Genomic DNA, 18,725 nt, shown 5'->3' with positions numbered 1-18,725 from the left:
AATGGCTGGGACGGGTCGATCTGACGGGCACTTCGAGGGGGGAGCCGTCCTGCGGGGTGCCGGGGAGATCTCGGCGTGGACAGCCTGCACAAGGGCGGGGTGGAGCGGGTGCCGGCGCCCGGGCGGGCCCGCGGCGCGGCGTCATTTATGCTTCAAGGCGACCGCGGGGTGGTGGCTCGTCGCTGTCCGCGGCACCCAGGGGGCGGTTGGTCCGGCCCGCCGGGGAGGGATCCCTGTCTCCGGGGGCTTCGGCCCGGGCAGGGACCGCATGACGCTGATCATGAAGATCACGACGATCATGGGGAATCGAGCGACCGCCGACACGCGTCTCAGTGGGGTGGGGCGCCCGGCCCACGCGCCCGCGAACAGAAGACCCCCAGGGAGAAGTGAGGAATGCCAGTGATCTGCGTCGGAGGCATGATCGGAATCGGCAAGACGAGCGTGGCCGAACTGCTCGCCAAGGAGCTGGGCAGCGAAGTCTTCTACGAGAGCGTGGAAGACAATCCGATCCTCCCGCTCTTCTACACGGCGAGCCCCGAGGAGATCGAGGCGAAGCGCTACCCCTTCCTCCTCCAGCTGTACTTCCTGCAGACGCGCTTCGCCGCGATCAAGGAGGCGTACAAGCAGGGTGACAACGTCCTGGACCGGTCGATCTACGAGGACTGGTACTTCGCCAAGGTCAATCACGACCTCGGCCGGATCAGCTCCCTCGAGATGCAGGTCTACGAGGGACTGCTGGGCGAGATGATGCGCGAGATCGACGGCCTGCCGTACCGCAAGGCGCCCGACCTCATGGTCTACCTCAAGGCGGACTTCGAGACGGTGTTGCACCGCATCGGGCTGCGGGGGCGCGATTTCGAGCAGGACGAGAGCCTCGTCGAGTACTACCGGACGCTCTGGGCCGGCTATGACGACTGGGTGAACAAGCACTACTCGGCCAGCGAGGTCCTCGTCATCGACATGAACCACACGGACGTGGTGCACAACCCGGACGACGCGGCCCGCGTGGCGCGCGAGGTCAAGGAGGCCCTGGCGGCAGGCCGGCTCAGCGCCTGACGGCGTCCCCGTCACCCGGCGCGAGCGCCGCAACCTGCCGCGCGCCGAGGGGGAACGCGGCAGTCCGCGGTATCGCCGCGTGCGCGACATGGAGCTGAGCGAACCCCTGCGCTGGCCCGCCGCACCGGTTCGCACGGCCGTACGCACCAACGGGCGGCACCTCGAACGCGTTCGGGCGTTGCCGCTCCGGGGGCGGGGGAACATGCCCTTGCGGGGGAGGTGAAACGATCGGCCCCGCCGTTCGGGGCCCTACCGTAAACGGGATGAAGCGACTGTTCGCGGCCTTATCGGCGGCTGCCGCCCTGCTCCTGACCGCCCCGCCCCCGGCGGCAGCCGTCGCCGCCGCGCCGTGCGTCAAGGGCGAGTCCGAGTCGCGGTCGTACAGCTCGGTGGACGACGGCGAGATCAGATGGACGGCGACCACGGCCTACGCCGACGAGTACAAGCACGCGCTCAAGGCGTGGCAGTACGCGGGCCACAAGATCAAGCTGGCCCCGGACTCGGCGAGCACGGTCAACGACTTGGAGTTCGTGGACTACAACGACCCCAAGGACACCGCCGCCGCGAAATGGAACTACCGGGGAGGCCCCGGGCAGACCGACTACATCCGCTTCAACACGGCGGCGATGAAGAGTGCCGACCAGACCAAGCGCCGGCAGATCGCCGCGCACGAGCTGGGCCACGCCCTGGGGCTGTGTCACAAGTCCGACGCGGGCGGGCCGGGTTACGTGCGGTCCCTGATGTGGCCGGGCGCCCACGCGTACTTCGACCTTCCGCAGGACGTCGACAGGGCCAACTACTCGAAACTGTGGGGCTGACCATGACCGAGACCGAGACCGAGACCAAGACCAAGGCCCTGAGCAGGATCGTGAACATGAAGACGTGGGTGATGGGCGGGGCCGTGGCCGCCCTGCTCCTCGGAACCGGCGGTTGGTACGTCTGGGTGGGGAGTGGAGAGGTGTATACGGAGAGCTTGTGCGGCGCGCCCCCCGAAAGTACGGATTCCGAGGTGGCGACCTACGCCCAGGGCATCGCCGTGGTCGAGGCCACCGGCGAGGCGGCGCACGACCCGAAGGCGGTTGGAGCCGAGAACCCCCAGCTGGTCACGACGCCGGTACGGATCGTGGAGACGATGAAGGGGAAGTTCGCCCCGGCCATCGGCGTCTCGCAGCGGGTGGAACCCGGCGGTGCGCCCGGCTCGTTCACGGTGGGCACCTCGAGCCGAGAGGTGATCATGGAGCCGGGGCAGCCGTACGTGGTCGCGATCGGCCCCGGGGACCTGGAGGCGCATCCGGGGACGACGACGTTCGCCACGCTGGTCCAGCCCGCACGCCGTGGTCCGGCCGGGGAGGCCGACTACTGGCGGGACGTGATCGAGAAGGCGCCCCCGAAGCCGCTGTGCGACGACACCGTCACCGAATAGGACGGGGACAGGAGGGCAGGGGGGCAGGGGGGCGCTTCCCTTCCTACGGCCCGGTGCTACTTCAGGTGCCGGTCGAAGAACCGGCTGCCGTCCTCCACCTCGAACCACGGGGTACCGGTGTGCCCGCCCGGATTGGCGTGCAGCGTCTTCTCCTTGCTGCCGAAGGCGTCGAACAGGTCCAGGGCCCGCTGCCGGGGGTTCCCCTCGTCGTCCCACTGCAGCAGCAAGAGCAGCGGAACGGTGACCTGCCGGGCCTCCTCGTGCTGGGCGCGGGGCACGAAACCCCGGCGAAGAAGCTGGCGGCGGCGATGCGCGGCTCGACCGCCGCCAGGCGGATGCCCAGGGCCATCCATCCCGAGTACCCGACCGGGCCGCCGATCCCGGGCAGCGCAAGGAGGGCGTCCAGGGTGGTCCGCCATTCCGGGACCGCCTTCTCGACCAGCGAGCCGACCAGGGACTCGAAGATCTCCTCGGCCGGCTCGCCGGCCTGCATCGCCCGGCGGAGTTCGCCGCGCGCCTGCTCGTCGGCGGCGGAACGGGGCCGGTCACCGCACCCGGCGGCGTCGATGGTGGCCACCGCGTAGCCGGCCGCCGCGGAGTGCCGGGCCCGGGCCACCAGCCGGGATTGGTTCCTGGGCAGGCCGTTGTTGTGGGCCATCAGGATCAGCGGGACAGGTACGGCGGATTCGGGCGTCCACAGGGTGCCGGGGATCTCGCCGAGGGTGAATTCGCGCTCGAGGGAGCCGTCGTCAAGACGCTGCGCAGAAGTGAATTCCATGGTCGTGCCTTTCGGGAGTGCTCGGAGAGGCGCTCCCGGACGATCTAGCGTCCGACCGTGACCCCGGAGGGGAGCACCCATGTCGATACAGCGTTCACGGGTACCACCTCCTCGTTCTCTTGCACGGCCTCCGGGAAAATATCAGCGGTCGCCGCGGCCCGCCAAACGAATTCTCGAGCCGCCCGCCCTTCGGCGGACGCCTCCGTGACCAGAGCAGGATGTGAGCCGTCTCCACGCCGCTAAGGTGCTGGTTCACGATGCGAGGAGAGCCGGCGTGCACAGGAAACAACGGAAAGAAGAAGCACTCGCCCTGCTGCGTGCCGAGCTTGCCGTGGGCCGTTCGGCCACGACCGAGCTGACCACTCGAGCCGCATGGCTGGCCTGGGTGCGCTTCGCGCAGCACCGCTTCGGCGCGGTGCCGTCCGCCGAGTCCGACGGCTTGCTCTTCCAGTACGGTACGTACGCCTTCACCGGGCGGCCGATGTTCACGCTGGACCTCACCCGGCAGTTCGGCGTCAACGATGACGACGGCGAGCACGACCACTACGTACAGGTCCACTGCGAACTCCGCTATGAGCCCGAACCCGCCCTGGATGCCGCGGGAAGCTTCGACTCCTGGTACTTCCACGACACCGATGCGGACCTCGACCAGTGGTTCGCCGCCATGGAGAAGCGTCTCGGACTGCTACGCGATCGCGGGCCCTTCGAGGTCGAGTTGTACGAGGAGCCCGTATAGGCGGCAGGGGTGGTCCTGTCCCCGGTCCCCGCGTCGTCCACTGCCCCGGCGGCGTTGTCAGTGGCTCCGCCTAACGTCCCGTTCATGACGCGAACCGCACACACTTTCGCCTACGCGCGCCCCTCCTCGCTGACCTCCGCCGAGGCGGGCCGGGCCCTCGGCCTGGAGACCGCGGGCGGTCTGACCCCGGCCGGGGCAGAGGACCACCCGCAGTTCTTCGCCGGGTTCCTGAGTGCCCCTCAGGCGGCCGCCCGCGCGCTGCTCGCCGTCGCGGACGTGGCCGCGGCCCGCTACTTCCGCCGCACCCTGCGCGCCTCGCTCGACCCGGTGGTCACCGGCAACGGCGACCGGTTGCGCTTCGAATCCTTCTCCGGTTGCTGCGGTGTGTACGCCCGGCTCGACGTGCTGCCCGAGGGGCTGCGCGGCGCCGACACCGGCCACGGCACCACCAATGTCGACGTCAACAACCCGCTGCGCGAGGCGCTGTCCCGGCTCACCGGCGACGACCCGCTGCACCTGCGGGTCGGCCCCGACGAGATGGCCGTCACCACCCTGGACGGCGCCGTCGTCGAGAAGAAGGTGCCGCTGCCCGACCGCTGGCTGCGCGGCTTCGCCGAGTCCCAGGCCATCACCACCGGGTTCGACCTGCGTGCCGAACTCGGCCCCACCGAGACCGCCCGATTCCTGCGCTCCCTCCCGCGCACCGCGTCGGGCGGCGGAGCCGCGGGCGGCCCGCTCTGGGTGGTCCCCGCGGGCCGTACCCTGCGCCCCACCACCCGGCCCGTCCCCGGCGCGGTCTGCCTGCCCGGCCCCGAGCGCCTCGCCGCCCTCCAGCGGGTACTGCGACAGGCCACCGGCCTGCGCGTGTACGGTCCTGCGGCGGACGGAGCCAACCCCACCGCCTCCGCGTGGGAGATCGGCCTGCCCGGCATGCGGCTCACCCTCACCCTCTCCCCGGAGGCAGACCGCGGATTCTCCGGCGAGGGCGCCGTCCTGGAGGCCCTCGCGACCGATGAGGCGGCCGAGGACGCCGAGCTGATCTCCGTCCTGCTCGCCTGGGAACCGCGCATCGACCCGGCGGACCTCGCCGACCAGTCGGGCCTCCCGGTCGCACGGGTCCGGGCCGCACTCACCCGCCTCGGCACCGCCGGACGGGTCGGCTACGACATCGCCGAAGCCGCCTACTTCCACCGCGAGCTGCCCTACGACGCCCGGCGCGCCGAACGCCACAACCCGCGCCTCGTCGCCGCCCGCGCGTTGCTCACGGCCGGCGCGGTCACCCTGGACCGCCCCGGCACCTCCGTCGTGGCCTCCGGTGAACGCCGCTACCAGGTGCGCGAGTCCGGAGGCGCCCTCAGCTGCACCTGCCAGTGGTGGGCCGACCACCGGGGCCGCCGCGGCCCTTGTAAGCATGCCCTCGCCACCCGGATGGCTCTCCGGGCCGCCACCGCCACCACCACTGCCGCCGACACCGCTTCCACCGGAGCCGCACGATGAACCTCACCTCCGCCCCCGAGCAGGCTTCCACCCACCGCGCCCTCGCGGCGGTGCGCAACGGACGTACCGCCGAACTGCCCGGCCTCCTCAAGCTGTTGGACCGTACGCAGCGCCGCGAGCTGCTCGTCGGTCTGAAGGAGCTGCGCGCCGAACTGCGGGCCCAGGGCTGGGACGGCTGGCAGCAACGGGACCTGATGAGCCCGGCCCTGGTGGTCGCCGGAGCCGGCTGCCACACCGGTGCGGCAGCCGCCGCCGCATGGATCGGCGCCCGGGACATGCGCCGCTGGCAGCAAGTGCCGGTCGGCGTCCTGCTCGACGTCCTGGCCGACCGGGACGCGGGGTGGCTCGGCGACCTCGCCCACCGGCTGGCCGCCCGGGCCTCCACCGTCGAGCAGGACTACCCGCTGATCAGCGAACTCGTCCGGCTCGCCGACTGTCCGATGCCCACCACCGACGGCTGCGTCGAGGGCTGGGCCGAGGCCGTGGGCACCTCCCGCACCCCGCTCGCCCTCGCCCTGCGCAGCGACCCCCACGTCGGCGCCCTCGTGCCGTGCCTCTTCGAGACCGCCGAGCCGGTCCGGTTCCTCGGCTGGCGCTGTGACCCGGACGATCCCCACCACTGGCCGGCAGCCCTCGCCGGCCTGGCGACGGACGGCATCGTGGACCGAGCCGTCCTCCTCGACGGCTGTACGGCCCGCCTGCTGCGCGGCGGCAAGTACACCCAGTTGAAGCCCTACCAGGCCATCTGGCAGGCGCTCCGGCCGACCGAAGAAGAAGAGCGCGAACGCGCCGCCGACTGGATCGCGCTGACCGCCGACGCCCCGTCCCCGGTGGCCGGGCACGCCCAGCAGATACTCGCCCGGCTCGCCGCGGCGGGCCACCTCACCCCCGGACTGCTGGCCGAGATGTCGGCAGCCGTCCTCTTCCGCCCCGAGAAGAAGCTCGTCCGCGCCCAGCTGGTGCTGATCGGCAAGGAGCTGCGCCGTGACCCGGCGGCCGCCCCCGAGCTGCTGCCGGTGCTCGGCGAAGCCTTCGGCCACCCCGACACCGACATCCAGGAGCGGGCGCTCAAACTGACCGCCCTCCACCTCACCGACGACCCCGCCCTGCGCGCCGAACTCGCCGAGCAGGCCCGGTCGCTGAGTCCGGCACACCGGGCCCGTGCCGTGGAACTCCTCGGGCAGGACGCGGCCGTCCCCGCCGAGGAGACCGCTCCCTACCGGGAGATCCTTCCGCCGCCCCCGGCCGCGCTCCCGCTCGCCCCGGCCCCCGGGACCGTCGCGGAGACCGTGGAACTCGTCGCGGCCGCCATCAACTCCCGTACCACGACCGTCGAGGAGTTCGAGCGCGCCCTGGACGGCCTGGTCCGACACGCGCACCGGGACCGCTCCGCCCTCGCCGAAGCGCTGCGCCCGGCGCTCGCCGACCAGTGGTGGCTCGATCCCGCCCGGTCCCGCCGGTACGGCGGCGACCTGGCCGGACTCGCGCACGTCGCCGCCGCCGTCCTGGACGCGCATCCGTCGGGGGAGCAGCCGGAGGCGTTCGTGAGCTGGCGCAGCGACTGTCACCACACCGCGTTCGCCGTCGCCCGCCACGCCCGCCTGGTCGAGGCGGCGCGGCACCTCACGACCCGGCCGCTGCCCTTCCTGCTCGCCACGCCCACCGGGCAGACCGGCACCTTGGATCCCCGGGTGCTCGTCGAGCGACTCGCCGAGTACCGGAGCGTCGGCGAACAGCCCGCCCCGGTGGACTTCGCGCAGGCCCTGCTGCGGGTACGCCGTGACCCCGCCGCCGTTCCTGCAGCAGCAGCTCTCGGCACACCGGAGGGGGACAGGCTGGCGGCCTGGCTCGAAGAGGCCGGCGAGCCCGCGGCCCTCACCCGCCGCACCGCGTCGGCCGTGCCGTACGCGTACGGCGAAACCCCCGCGCACCTCGTGCTCGACACGGCGGAACGCACGACCCTGCTCCGCGAGTTCCCGGCCACGTTCCACGAACTGGCGCAGGCCCGAAAGGCCACCGACCGCTGCTGGGACGGCGGCGAAGACCCCGACGCCCTGCTGATCGCGGCCTGGCCCGAGGACCGGGAGACCCTGGCCGCCTGGTGGCTCCCCGAGGTCACGGCCTGCGCCGTCCACGAAGGGCGCGGTGGCCTCGCCGCGCTCCCGGAGCTCGCCGCGGCCGGCGGACCCGCGGGGCCGGCCCTGCACCTCGCCGTGGCCACCGGCCTCGGCGCCCGCCACCCGGAGGACCGGCTCCGGGCCGTGGACGCGCTGCTCACCCTCGCGGCCCGGGAGGAGCTGGACGCGGGCCGCCTGGGCGGCGACCTGGGCGAACTCCTGAACCTGGGCACGGTCAAACCCAACCGGCTCGCCGACTCGCTGCGCACCGCCGCCGCCACCGGAGCCTGCACGACCACCTGGGCCGTCCTGGCCGCCGTTCTCCCCGTGCTGCTCACCGGCACGGCCGACCCGGGGGGCACGGGGGACCTCCTCGCGACGGCAGCCGACTGCGTGGAGCAGTCGGGAGCGGCGTCGCCCGAGCCGACGGGCCTCGCCGAGGCCGCCTCCCGACCCGGCCGCTCCCGCCTGGTCACCCAGGCCTCCCGCCTCCGCGACGGCCTCCGGCGCAACGCGGAAGGAGCGGCTGCGGGAGGCCGGTAGCGGGCCCGTGGCAGGCGGTGGCATGCTCGGAAGGACGGTCGGCTGGTCCTGCGGGAGGTAGACATGCCACCGTGAACGAGTAATTCGGCGACCTGAGAGCACCCGGGCGCTGAATCCTCGGCCGGTCCGCATCCGTTCCGGCCCTCGCCGGCGAATACATGGGGTCCGAGCAAATACCGCCGGGCCACGCAACTCCTCGCTGGATGCCCGGGAGCGTCATGTCCGCCTCACCACGGTTCACCCGATGGCTGATCCCTGCCGTCCTCGTCGTGGCATGGCTGCTCGTCGGAGGCGGGCTGGGTCCGTACGCGGGGAAGCTCGGCGAGGTGGCCACCAACGACCAGACCGCCTTCCTGCCCCGCAGCGCCGAGTCCACCAGGGTGGTCGAGGCGCAGAAGGCCTTCCGGCAGGACGAGAGCCTGCCGGTGATCGTCGTGTGGACGGCGAAGACACCGGGCGGGAAGCTGGGCCCCCGGCAACAGGAGGACGCCACGCGGGCCCTGGCCGGACTGAGCGGCGCAGGCCTGCCGCCCGCCTCGGCCGCGTCCGCGGCCGTCCTCTCCGCCGACGGCCGGGCGCTGCAGGGCGTCGTACCGCTCGAGCCCGATCTGGGGGAGGAGCTGCCCCGCACCCTGGAGGAGATCGCGGCGGCCGCGGCGAAGGTCCCGGGCACCGTTGCGCAGTTGGCCGGTCCCGCGGCGAGCCGGGCCGATCTGGCCGATGCCTTCGCCGGAATCGACGGACTCCTGCTGGCCGTTGCCCTCGTCGCCGTCCTGCTGATCCTCCTGCTGGTCTACCGCAGCCTGCTGCTCCCCGTGGTGATCATCGTCGGGGCCGTGTTCGCCCTGGGACTCGCCTGCGGACTCGTCTACGCGCTGGCCGACCGCGGCATCGTCCGCGTCGACGGGCAGGTGCAGGGCATCCTCTCGATCCTCGTGATCGGCGCGGCCACCGATTACGCCTTGCTTCTCACGGCACGCTTCCGCGAGGAACTCCAGGCCCGCTCCGACCGGTTCGCCGCCGTACGGGCCGCCCTGCGCCGGTCCGCCGGCCCCATCACGGCGAGCGCGGGCACCGTCGCCCTCGGCCTGCTCGCCCTCCTGCTGAGCGACCTCACCAACAACCGCGCCCTCGGCCCGGTGGGGGCGATCGGCATCGTGTGCGCGGTGCTGAGCACCCTCACCTTCCTGCCCGCCGTCCTCGTCCTGCTCGGCCGCGCCGCCTACTGGCCCGCCAAGATCGGGCACACCGCCGAGGACGGTGCCGGCCACGGAATCTGGAAGAAGGTGGCGGCCGTGGTGGACCGGGCCCCGCGCAGGGTCTGGGCCCTCAGCCTCGCCGTCCTCCTGGCCTGCGCGGCCTTCGCCCCCACGCTCAACGCGAAGGGCGTGCCGCTGGACGAGATCTTCGTGAACGACGCCCCGTCGGTGGCTGCCCAGCAGACCCTGAGCGAGCACTTCCCCGGCGGATCGGGCAACCCGGCCGTCGTGATCGCGGACGCCGACCGGCTCGACCAGGTCGCGCGCGCCGCCGAGCGTACCGAAGGCGTCGCCGCGGTCACCCCCTTCGCACCGGGGCCGCCGGGCGGCGCACCGCTCGTGGCGGACGGGAGGGTCCGCCTCGACGTCACGCTCGAAGCAGCCTCGGACGGCAGGGCGGCGCAGGAGACCGTCGTCCGACTGCGTCAGGCGCTCCACGCCGTGCCGGACGCCGACGCGATCGTCGGCGGATACAGCGCGCAGCAGTACGACACCCAGCGCACCGCCGCGCAGGACCGTGCGCTCATCATCCCCGTCGTCCTGGTGATCATCCTGATCATCCTCGTAGGGCTGCTGCGCTCGCTGCTGATGCCCCTCCTCCTGGTCGCCACCGTCGCCCTCAGCTTCGTCGCGACCCTCGGCATCTCCGCGATCGTGTTCCAGCGGCTCCTCGGCTTCAGCGGGACCGACTCCTCCGTACCCCTCTACGGCTTCGTCTTCCTCGTGGCCCTCGGGGTCGACTACAACATCTTCCTGATGACCCGCGTCCGCGAGGAATCCCTCCTGCACGGCACCCGCCGGGGAGTACTGCGAGGCCTGGTGGCCACCGGCGGCGTGATCACCTCCGCGGGTGTCGTCCTCGCCGCCACGTTCGCCGCGCTCGCCGTCATCCCACTGGCGTTCATGCTCCAGATCGCCTTCATCGTGGCCTTCGGCGTACTGCTCGACACCCTCGTCGTCCGGTCCCTCCTGGTACCGGCCCTCGTCCGGGACATCGGCCCGGCCGCATGGTGGCCGGGCGCGCTCAGCCGCGCCACGGACAAGCATTGAACCGGGCCCCGGGCGGGCAGGACACCACCATGGACACGTCCTCGGCCGGTGACCGGACCCTACGGGAGAGGCTCGGTTCGACGCTGTTCAGCCGGGTCGCGGGACCATCGGGCCCCGCCAACCGGGCACGGATCCACACCACCCCCGGCCCCCGCTGGTTCGGCCCCGACCGCCCCATCCGCACGGTCCACGGTGACGCCTCGATGTTCATCGGAGGCCTCAGCGCCCTCCTCCTGCAGTCCCTGCACCCCCTCGCCATGAGCGCCGTCGCGGCGCACTCCGGCTTCCGCGGCGACCCCTGGGGCAGGCTCCAGCGCACCAGCACGTTCCTCGCCTTCACCACCTACGGCACGGCGCAGGACGCGCAGCTCGCCGTCGACGGCGTCCGAGCGGTCCACGAGCGGGTACGGGGCACCACGGCGGAGGGCGAGCCCTACTGCGCAGCCGATCCCCACCTGCTGGGCTGGGTGCACGCGGCGGAGGTCGACAGCTTCCTCCGCGCACACGAGCGCTTCGGCGCGCACCCGTGGGACGCAGCCGGGTACGACGCCTACGTCGCCGACACCGCGAGGGTGGCGGCAGCCCTCGGCGTGGTGGACCCACCCCGAGACCGGTCCTCGCTCCAGGCCCTGCTGGCCGCGTACCGGCCGGAGTTGCGGGCCACGCCCGAAGCACTCGAAGCAGCGCGCTTCCTGCTCCGCCACCCACCCCTGCCCTGGCCGGCCCGGGCTCCGTACGCGCTGCTCGCCGCGAACGCGATCGCCCTGCTGCCCCCGTGGGCGCCGGGCATGCTCGGCCTGCGCCCCGCACCCGCCCCGATGGACACCTGCGTACGGCTGTCCGGGCAGGCGCTCACGCGGTCGATCCGATGGGCGATGACCCCACCACCCCGGCCGCCGACCTGAGCCCTCGTGCGCGGGCCCCGGTACGCGGGGTGGCGTCCGGGCAGGTACTTTGCTCGGATGAGTCTCCTTGATGATGTGGCCGAACGTGACGGCTGGCGGTGCTGGGTGTGCGACGAACCGGTCGACCCCGACGAGTCGGTGAACGACCCCCGGGGGCCCAGCGTCGACAGCCGGACCGCCGACCGGAAGGCGAAGGTCGCCGAACGGCTCGCGCACCGCGGATGCAACACCCGCAAGGGCGCCGTCAAGGTGGTCATCGCCTGGCCCGAGCGCCTGTACGTGGTCGAACCCGCGCCGCTGATCGCCGTCGCCGAGAGGCTGGAGCGCAAGGGCGGCCGCGAGATGGTGGGCCGTTGTCCGACCAAGAAGGACGCCCAGGAGGCGGCGGACTGGCTGGTGGACCGGTTCTCCCGCCTGGTACCGGGGATGCCGGTGACCGCCGACATCCAGTCCGGTGGCGGGCAGTTCCTCATCGTCCTGGCCACCGGCCGCCGCTGACCGCGGGCCACCCGGACCGTCGTCCTTCCCATGCCGTAGCCGTGGGAAGGACCTGCGTGCTTTAATAAATGAACGTGCATTTACTTATGGAGGTGGCAGTGGTGGGGCGTCCCCGAGGGGTCGAGGATGTGGTCATCCTGCGTGCGGCGGCGCAGGTCATGGGCCGGGTGGGTCCGGCGGGTCTCACCTTGGCCGCCGTGGCCGGCGAGGTCGGGTTGGTGCCCGGGACCCTGGTGCAGCGGTTCGGTTCCAAGCGCGGTCTGCTCCTGGCCCTCGCCGACCAGTCCGAGAGGGACGCGACCGAGACGGCCGGGCGCGTACGTCAGTCGCACGACTCGGCGCTCGGGGCCCTGGCGGCCCTGACGGTGGAGTCGGCGGCCGTGATGGCCACGCCGGAAAGCTTCGCCCATCATCTGGCGTTCCTGTGCATGGATCTTGCCGATCCGCAGCTCTACGAGCGTGCGCTGGCCATCCACCGCACGCACCGGCGCACGATCGAGGAACTGCTGACGGAGGCGGCCGGCACGGGCGAGCTCCGCTCGGAAACCGATACGGCGGCGCTGGCCCGCACCGTCCAGGTGGTCATCGCCGGCGCGGGCCTGACCTGGGCGCTCGAACGCGAAGGCGCCCTCGAAGAACGGCTCCGGCAGGAGCTCGACGCCGCACTGTCCCCGCACCTTCCGCTCCGAGACGGCCACGACCTGGAGGAATCATGAAGACCGACGCACGGCCGCTGGCCGGAAAGGTGGCCCTCGTCGCCGGCGGTACCCGCGGCGGCGGACGGGGCATCGCCGTCGAGCTCGGCGCCGCCGGCGCCACGGTGTACGTCACCGGCCGCAGCAGTACGGGTGGGCGCTCCGACCTGGACCGCCCGGAAACCATCGAGCAGACCGCCGAGAAGGTCACCGCGGCAGGCGGCCTGGGCATTCCCGCACGCACCGACCACAGCCGTCCCGACGAGGTCCGGGCCCTCGTCGAGAAGATCGCCGCCGAACAGGACGGACGGCTCGACATCCTGGTGAACTCCGTATGGGGCGGAGACCCGCTGACCGACTGGGAACACCCCCTGTGGGAGCAGGACCTGGACACCGGTCTACGGCTGCTGCGCCAAGCGGTGGAGACCCACGTCATCACCAGCCGGTTCGCGCTCCCCCTCATGGTCGCCCGCAAGAGCGGCCTGGTCGTGGAAGTCACCGACGGCAACACCGCCCGCTATCGCGGCACGTTCTTCTACGACCTGGCGAAGTCCGCGGTCATCCGCCTCGCCGTCGCCCAGGCCGCCGAGCTGCGGCCCCACGGTGTCGCGGCCGTGGCCATCACGCCCGGCTTCCTTCGCTCCGAAGCCATGCTGGAACACTTCGGCGTCACCGAGGCCAACTGGCGCGACGGCGCGGCCCAGGACCCGGACTTCGCCCACTCCGAGACCCCGGCCTACCTCGGCCGGGCCGTCGCCGCACTGGCAGCCGACCCCGACGTCATGGCCAAGAGCGGGCGGGCCCTGGCCACCTGGGGCCTGTACGAGGAGTACGGCTTCACCGATGCCGACGGCACACAGCCGGACTTCGCCGCCCACTGGGCCGAGAACCTCCAAGAGCAGTACGGACCCCTCGGCGACCCGCTGTAACCCCGCCCGCCCCAAGCGCGCGGCGACCACCGGCGGGTGCCGGTGAGAGCTGGTACGCGGGGCCGACGGAACCGGGTAACGTTGTCATGTTCTTCCAGACGCCGATTTACGAGTGAGAGCGTGATGGGCCTCTGCTGACGTTCTTCGACGTCGCCGCTTGTCCCTCACCGATGAATCCGTAGATCGCTTCACACCCTTACCTGGAGAACCTGTGACCGTGAGCAAGAACATCAACAACCCCGTCGGCCAGGGCGGCGGCCAGCGCAAGAGGCAGTCCCGCGCCGAACGGCAGAACAACGGTCCGCACCGCAACCTCGACCGCCAGGGTGCGGCCGACCAGAAGGCGGAGCTGGTGCGCAAGATGCGCGAGAAGGCAGGCGTGGCCGAGGGCGCAGGGTCGGCGGACGCCGCCACCGCACAGAGCTGACGCACCGTCGCCGCAAGGCGGCACCGCAAGGGGCAGGGCCCGGACCGCGACGCGCGGCCCGGGCCCTGCTGCCGTATCGGGCCGGCCCCGACGTGAGTGTCGCCATGCGGCCCGGCGGAGTTCAGATCCCGCACATGTTCCGTTCTAGTAGCATGTGAAATATCACATGTCATAAGCGTCAGCCGAGAACCCTTGGACGGCGCTCCCTCACTAGGAGAACGAACCGCGATGAACCGCTTAGCCCTGCTCGCATCCACTGCCCTGGTTCTGGCCCTCTGCACGATCACCCCGGCCGCCGCCGCCCCGCCGGCAGCCGTCATCGAGACGGTCGCCTCCTGCGGGAACTCCGGCCTCCAGGCCGGACTGGCCACACGGCTGTGCGCGGAGGTCACCGGTACGACCATCACGTTCTACGGGAAGGTCGGACTGGCCGGCCCTCCCTCCCCGGGCAGCCCGCAGCCCGCGGTCAAGGAGCTGCTCACCACCCTGTCCGTGGAGGTCGTCGGAGCCGCCCCGCCCCAGACGCAGGTCAAGCCGCTCCTGTTCGCCGGTGCCACCCTCGAGGTACGCGCTCCCGCCGTCACCGCACCGTGCGGTGCGACCGTTCGCGGCACCTTCGGTGTGGCCGCGTTCCCCCGCGCGGCCAACCCGGTGGTCCACGAGGTCACGCTCGGGTGCTGAACGTGCGGGGCGCCAGGTGCAGTTGCTTCCCCCGGAGCCCCGGCGGTGAGATGTTCACGGGCTGGATCGGCCCGCAGTCGCAGCAGGCCGCAGGGAGGGAGCGGAGGACTGGCGTCCGTAAGGCACTCGGCCGGTCCACCCCGTGACGGGGCGGACCGGCCGGGCCGGCTCACTTGGACTGCGTGGAGAGGCTCACCCCGCTGAAGTTCTGCGCGGCGGCGAGGCTGAAGTAGACCCACCCGGAAGGCGGGTTGTCCACCGTCAGGGTCTCGCCGTTGCCGGCGTTCGTGGACTTCGCCTGGTAACTGCTCGTGGTGGCCCAGCTGCTGCCGCCGTAGTACAGGTCGGCATTGCCGGTGCCGCCGCTGCTGGTGATGGTCAGCTGCTTGACGCCGGCCGGCAGGTACACGAAGTGGTAGCTGTAGTTCCCGGCGGTGGCCGCGAGGTTGTCCCGGCGGCAGTTCTTGTCGAACTGGCGGGGGTCACTGATGGTGCACAGCGGGGTGGACGGGGCCTCCGGCAGGGGGCCGCAGTCGTTGGTCGCGCAGGCCGTCGTCAGCCAGGTGGCGAAACCGGCGTCGTAGGTGGTGCCGATGGTCTGCTTGAGGAAGGTGCGGGCGCCGTTCCAGTCACCGGTGCGGTACTTGCCCAGCACGGTCTCGACGTCGGCGGGGTGGGCCTGGAGCATGTAGCGGACCGCGAGCCAGCCCCAGCGGTAGACCCGGTTCGAGTTGACCTCGGGGTCCGCGTCCTGACCGTAGACGGTGTCGAACAAGTCGCTGAGCTTGTACGTGCCCTTGCGGGCCTCGGCGATCGCGTCGGCGTTGCGCTCGCCCCGGTAGCCGAACGAGATGTTCTCGGCGATGCCCTCGACCCACCAGATGGTCGGCGTGACGATGCCTGCCTCGAAGTCGCCCGCCATGTTGTAGCGGCCGTCGAGGTAGTGGGTGTACTCGTGGTTGAGGTTCCAGATCTGGAAGTCCGGACGCAGCCAGTGGGCCTCGTGGGCGATGAAGCGGGCCTGGTTGCCGGCGGCGGCGGGGTTGCCCTCCTCGTACATGCCGCCGTTGTCCACGTCGATGTTGTAGATGGCCCAGGCGTACAGCGAGTAGTTGGTGTAGTCGTCGAAGACGACGACCTCGAGGTTGGTGTTCACGTCACCGGGGATCGCGCCCTTGTCGCCGATGACCCGGTGGAAGTAGGCGTCCTGGTTGACGAGGCTGGTGCAGGTGGCGGCCAGCTGTCCGGGGGACATGTCCTGGGCGCGGATCTTCAGGCCCGGGGTGCACGTGTGCTGGATCGGCAGGATCGCCGGGAGCACCCGCTCGCCCAGGTCGCAGATGCCGTAGGCCGCGCAGTTGCCCCGGTCGTACTGGCGCGTGTACCAGCCCAGGTTCATGGTGATCGGCGCGGTGGGGCCGACGTTCGGGTATCGGTTGATCAGGTCCTTGAGCAGCGGCCGGAGCCGCTCCTTGAGCTCGGGGACGTCGAGGGCGTAGCCGAGGAAGCGACCGACGTTGCTGACGACGTCCAGGCGGTTCAGCTGCGCTTCGTTGCGCGTGATGAAGCCGGCCCAGGCGTCGAGGATGGCGGGGTCGGCCTTGAGGGCGGCCCGCCAGCCGCGGTCGTCGTTCTTGGCCTTGAAGCCGTTCTCGACGACCCACTCGACGTGCTGCATCGCGAGGTTCATCTGGCCGGGCCACGTGCCGTCGTAGCTGCCGAGCATCCACTTGACGACGCCGGCGTAGCGGCCGGCGGCGTGGGTGCTGTCGATCAGGGTGACGACCTCGTTGAGGATCTCGCCGTTGGCGTCCGTGACGTCCTTGCTGCGCGGGGAGGCGAAGAAGGCGTCCAGCGCGCCGCGCGCGGCACCGTCGAGCGCCGTGCCGTACGGGCCGACGACGTCGCCGTTGTTGTCCTGCACGTAGTAGCCGGCCCGCAGGAACAGCACCAACTGCCCGACGGAGGCGCTGTTGCTGCCCGAATAGGTCGCCGAGGCATCGCGCAGCGCGCCCGCGACGGTCACCATCTGGGCTTCGTTGAAGGCCTTGCGCGCGTTCTCCCCGGTGAGGCCGAACAGCGGGTACGTACAGGTGATCCGGGGGAGCGCCTTGAGCTGCTGGACCAGGGTGCTGCCGGTCGCGTTGATCACGCCGGAGAGGTCACCGCACTCGTCCCCGGCGGCAGCCGAGGACCGCCGGCCGTCCTTGCCGGACTTGGCCGGCTGTACGGGCGCGACGGTCGGGGCGGGGGCGGTGGACTCCTCGGTGCTGTCCTGCGAGGAGATCCGGAAGCGCGAGCCGTTGCTCATCGCATCGGGCGACTTGGGGACCGGGATCGAGCGCGGCGCCGGGGCCGCGGTTCCCCGTGCGTACGCACCGGCCGGGGGCGTGGCGCCGGCGGAGGCGGCCTGACTCTGGGGCGCGAACAGGCCGAGCGCAAGGAAGACGGCCGCGCCCAGCGCGGGAAGTCTGCGCGTCGTGGCCTTCGATATCCGGAAGGGATGCATCTGCGGGGGCCTCCGGGGCCGTTGTGGCCGCGTGCTGGAATACACGGGCGACTGATGTGTGACATGTAAAATTTCACATGTCGCATCGCGCCGGTAGTCTTTTGGCCGGATTACCTCCGGCGGAACGGAATCGTTGCCGACCGGCGGACGTCGCGGGAGGGGTGACGGACCGTCTCGCGGCTCGTCACCCCTCCCGCGGCCGCGTGAAGCGACGGGCGCCCCTAGGGCGCCGTTGTGGCCACCTCCGGCGCGAGCGAGTTGCCCGCGGGGATCCGGCCGCAGTCGGACGGGGCCGTCTTGCCCGCGAACCTGTCGTTGAGCCAGCCCAGCGCGGAAGGTGCCCACGGTACGGCGGCGCCGACATGGCTGAGCAGGTCGTACTGCGTGTACTTGAGCGAGGTGTTGCCCTTGTCGCAGTACTGCCGGGCCAGCGCGCGCACGTCTCCGGCGACCATGACCCCGTCACCGCGTCCGATGCCCGGGAGGTTGCTGAAGGTGCCCTCCAGGACGCCTCCGCCGCCCTGCACGATGAACCCGGGGGCGCTGGGAGTGGGGGCCGAGCCGAGGTTGAGCTTGTTCACGGCCTCGACGAAGGCGGGCACCGAGTTCGGGTTCGCGTACTGCGGCTTCACCATCTTCTTCCAGGTCAGTCCCGGGTACTGGCCGAGGGCGTTGATGATCGACCCGCGTTCGAGCTCCTTGAACACCTGCGCACCGTAGCTGTTGAGGTAGGGCGCGAAGTCGATGTCGTAGGAGCGTGCGGCCCCGAGGACGGCCATGGGCGCGACACCGGCCCAAATGGTGCTGCCGCTGACGTACTTGAGGTTGTGCGCGGGGGCGACGAGCAGCCCGCCCTCGGCGTAGCCCACGAGTCTCTGGTCGACGTCCGGTGCGTAGCCCGGCGCGAGGGCGGCCGCCCAGTGGGTGGCGATGGCTCCGCCCGAATAGCCGGCCAGGCCGATCCGGGTGCCGGAGTTCAGGCCGGTCTCCGGGGACCGGCTCGCGGCCCGGATCGAGTCCAGGGTGGTGGTTCCGTACTCCGGGCCGGCCGCGAAGTCGGCGGTCTGTCCCTCGGTGTCCGGGATGATGACGTTGTAGCCCGACAGCAGCAGTGGCACCAGGAGGAGGGACTCGCCGTTCGCGATCAGGCCCCCGAGCGAGACGTCGCCCGCGATGGCCCGGGACGGTGAGTCCGCCGGGTTGAGGGAATCGTAGAACGACTGGTACGACACGGCTCTGCTGCCGTCCCCCGTGAGGCTGCGCACGACCGAGGTCACCCCGGCGGACGGGCGGCCCTGTGCGTCCACGGTGCGGAAGAGCAACTGGATCGCTTTGACCGGTGTCGGGATGCCGACGACGTGGTACTGCAGCGTCCGCGTCTTGAGCACGGTGCCGGGTGCGTACGAGGACAGGGGCGTGCTGCCGTCGTAGGTGTAGAACGAGTCGTCCGTCGCCTCGGCCGCCGCCGTCGGTGAGGCGGCAGGGGCCGCGGGGGCGGCCGTGGCGGTGGAGGCCGTAACGGCGGTGACGGCCAGAGTGGTGGCCAGTGCGGTTGCCAGCTTCCCCATGGCGATGCGGTGCATGAGTCCCTCGGATTCGCTCGATGGATCACAGGGGGGTAT

15 protein-coding genes and 1 pseudogene are annotated in these 18,725 nt (G+C 71.7%); 13 read left to right on the top strand and 3 right to left on the bottom strand.

Annotated features, from left to right (window positions below):
• The first annotated feature begins 393 nt into the window (after positions 1-393).
• The 3 genes from ACE1OC_RS00890 (at position 394) to ACE1OC_RS00880 (ending at position 2,479) form a co-directional block, all read left to right on the top strand.
• Positions 394-1,056 (top strand): deoxynucleoside kinase, encoded by a 663-nt coding sequence (locus tag ACE1OC_RS00890; RefSeq protein WP_407835293.1) that lies wholly within the window; start codon positions 394-396, stop codon positions 1,054-1,056.
• Between the two features lie 263 nt (positions 1,057-1,319).
• Complete coding sequence (locus ACE1OC_RS00885) at positions 1,320-1,874, top strand: matrixin family metalloprotease (protein WP_407835292.1); 555 nt, start codon at positions 1,320-1,322, stop codon at positions 1,872-1,874.
• A gap of 2 nt (positions 1,875-1,876) precedes the next feature.
• Positions 1,877-2,479: a hypothetical protein gene (locus tag ACE1OC_RS00880; RefSeq protein WP_407835291.1), complete on the top strand. Its 603-nt coding sequence runs from the start codon at positions 1,877-1,879 to the stop codon at positions 2,477-2,479.
• Between the two features lie 56 nt (positions 2,480-2,535).
• Here ACE1OC_RS00880 and ACE1OC_RS00875 read toward each other — a convergent pair.
• Positions 2,536-3,257: pseudogene (locus ACE1OC_RS00875) on the bottom strand (dienelactone hydrolase family protein).
• Between the two features lie 274 nt (positions 3,258-3,531).
• On the opposite strand from ACE1OC_RS00875, the gene ACE1OC_RS00870 reads away from it, so the two are divergent.
• The 10 genes from ACE1OC_RS00870 (at position 3,532) to ACE1OC_RS00825 (ending at position 14,594) form a co-directional block, all read left to right on the top strand.
• The gene (locus ACE1OC_RS00870) at positions 3,532-3,993 is read left to right on the top strand and encodes a hypothetical protein (RefSeq protein ID WP_407835290.1); all 462 of its coding nucleotides are present in this window, start codon (positions 3,532-3,534) and stop codon (positions 3,991-3,993) included.
• 84 nt (positions 3,994-4,077) lie between these two features.
• The gene (locus ACE1OC_RS00865) at positions 4,078-5,490 is read left to right on the top strand and encodes an SWIM zinc finger family protein (RefSeq protein WP_407835289.1); all 1,413 of its coding nucleotides are present in this window, start codon (positions 4,078-4,080) and stop codon (positions 5,488-5,490) included.
• Positions 5,487-8,150 (top strand): DUF6493 family protein, encoded by a 2,664-nt coding sequence (locus tag ACE1OC_RS00860; protein WP_407835288.1) that lies wholly within the window; start codon positions 5,487-5,489, stop codon positions 8,148-8,150. The genes ACE1OC_RS00865 and ACE1OC_RS00860 overlap by 4 nt, the downstream gene beginning before the upstream one ends.
• A 218-nt stretch (positions 8,151-8,368) precedes the next feature.
• A complete protein-coding gene (locus tag ACE1OC_RS00855) occupies positions 8,369-10,459 on the top strand; it encodes an MMPL family transporter (protein ID WP_407835287.1) in 2,091 nt (696 codons plus the stop codon).
• A gap of 29 nt (positions 10,460-10,488) precedes the next feature.
• Positions 10,489-11,364: an oxygenase MpaB family protein gene (locus ACE1OC_RS00850; protein WP_407835286.1), complete on the top strand. Its 876-nt coding sequence runs from the start codon at positions 10,489-10,491 to the stop codon at positions 11,362-11,364.
• A gap of 57 nt (positions 11,365-11,421) precedes the next feature.
• Entirely contained in the window at positions 11,422-11,862 is a 441-nt protein-coding gene (locus tag ACE1OC_RS00845; RefSeq protein ID WP_250743404.1) for a hypothetical protein, read from the top strand.
• Positions 11,863-11,963: 101 nt separating this feature from the next.
• Positions 11,964-12,578, top strand: a complete 615-nt coding sequence (locus tag ACE1OC_RS00840; RefSeq protein WP_407835285.1) for a TetR/AcrR family transcriptional regulator — start codon at positions 11,964-11,966, stop codon at positions 12,576-12,578.
• Positions 12,575-13,486: an SDR family oxidoreductase gene (locus ACE1OC_RS00835; RefSeq protein ID WP_407835284.1), complete on the top strand. Its 912-nt coding sequence runs from the start codon at positions 12,575-12,577 to the stop codon at positions 13,484-13,486. Before ACE1OC_RS00840 ends, ACE1OC_RS00835 begins: the two co-directional genes overlap by 4 nt.
• A 211-nt stretch (positions 13,487-13,697) precedes the next feature.
• Positions 13,698-13,913, top strand: coding sequence for a DUF6243 family protein (locus ACE1OC_RS00830; protein WP_407835283.1), 216 nt, complete (start codon positions 13,698-13,700; stop codon positions 13,911-13,913).
• Positions 13,914-14,141: 228 nt separating this feature from the next.
• Entirely contained in the window at positions 14,142-14,594 is a 453-nt protein-coding gene (locus tag ACE1OC_RS00825; protein ID WP_407835282.1) for a hypothetical protein, read from the top strand.
• Between the two features lie 169 nt (positions 14,595-14,763).
• Here the strand turns inward: ACE1OC_RS00825 and ACE1OC_RS00820 are convergent, their stop codons facing one another.
• Together ACE1OC_RS00820 and ACE1OC_RS00815 are read right to left on the bottom strand one after the other, a co-directional pair.
• Positions 14,764-17,103: a collagenase gene (locus ACE1OC_RS00820; protein WP_407835281.1), complete on the bottom strand. Its 2,340-nt coding sequence runs from the start codon at positions 17,101-17,103 to the stop codon at positions 14,764-14,766.
• A gap of 221 nt (positions 17,104-17,324) precedes the next feature.
• Positions 17,325-18,671: a lipase family protein gene (locus ACE1OC_RS00815; protein ID WP_407835280.1), complete on the bottom strand. Its 1,347-nt coding sequence runs from the start codon at positions 18,669-18,671 to the stop codon at positions 17,325-17,327.
• Positions 18,672-18,725: the final 54 nt, after the last annotated feature.

The sequence above is a fragment of the Streptomyces stoeckheimensis genome, assembly GCF_045822005.1.
Classification (GTDB): Bacteria; Actinomycetota; Actinomycetes; order Streptomycetales; family Streptomycetaceae; genus Streptomyces; species Streptomyces stoeckheimensis.
The sequence above is the reverse complement of the archived record's forward strand: the minus strand, read 5'-3'. Positions and strand labels throughout refer to the sequence as shown.

Excerpts from the sequence above, each read along its gene's own strand:
- ACE1OC_RS00860 (WP_407835288.1), top strand. The coding sequence starts at position 5,487 with ATGAACCTCACCTCCGCCCCCGAGCAGGCTTCCACCCACCGCGCCCTC.
- ACE1OC_RS00880 (WP_407835291.1), top strand. The coding sequence starts at position 1,877 with ATGACCGAGACCGAGACCGAGACCAAGACCAAGGCCCTGAGCAGGATC.
- ACE1OC_RS00825 (WP_407835282.1), top strand. The coding sequence starts at position 14,142 with ATGAACCGCTTAGCCCTGCTCGCATCCACTGCCCTGGTTCTGGCCCTC.
- ACE1OC_RS00890 (WP_407835293.1), top strand. The coding sequence starts at position 394 with ATGCCAGTGATCTGCGTCGGAGGCATGATCGGAATCGGCAAGACGAGC.
- ACE1OC_RS00850 (WP_407835286.1), top strand. The coding sequence starts at position 10,489 with ATGGACACGTCCTCGGCCGGTGACCGGACCCTACGGGAGAGGCTCGGT.
- ACE1OC_RS00865 (WP_407835289.1), top strand. The coding sequence starts at position 4,078 with ATGACGCGAACCGCACACACTTTCGCCTACGCGCGCCCCTCCTCGCTG.
- ACE1OC_RS00845 (WP_250743404.1), top strand. The coding sequence starts at position 11,422 with ATGAGTCTCCTTGATGATGTGGCCGAACGTGACGGCTGGCGGTGCTGG.
- ACE1OC_RS00820 (WP_407835281.1), bottom strand. The coding sequence starts at position 17,103 with ATGCATCCCTTCCGGATATCGAAGGCCACGACGCGCAGACTTCCCGCG.
- ACE1OC_RS00885 (WP_407835292.1), top strand. The coding sequence starts at position 1,320 with ATGAAGCGACTGTTCGCGGCCTTATCGGCGGCTGCCGCCCTGCTCCTG.
- ACE1OC_RS00855 (WP_407835287.1), top strand. The coding sequence starts at position 8,369 with ATGTCCGCCTCACCACGGTTCACCCGATGGCTGATCCCTGCCGTCCTC.
- ACE1OC_RS00835 (WP_407835284.1), top strand. The coding sequence starts at position 12,575 with ATGAAGACCGACGCACGGCCGCTGGCCGGAAAGGTGGCCCTCGTCGCC.
- ACE1OC_RS00815 (WP_407835280.1), bottom strand. The coding sequence starts at position 18,671 with ATGGGGAAGCTGGCAACCGCACTGGCCACCACTCTGGCCGTCACCGCC.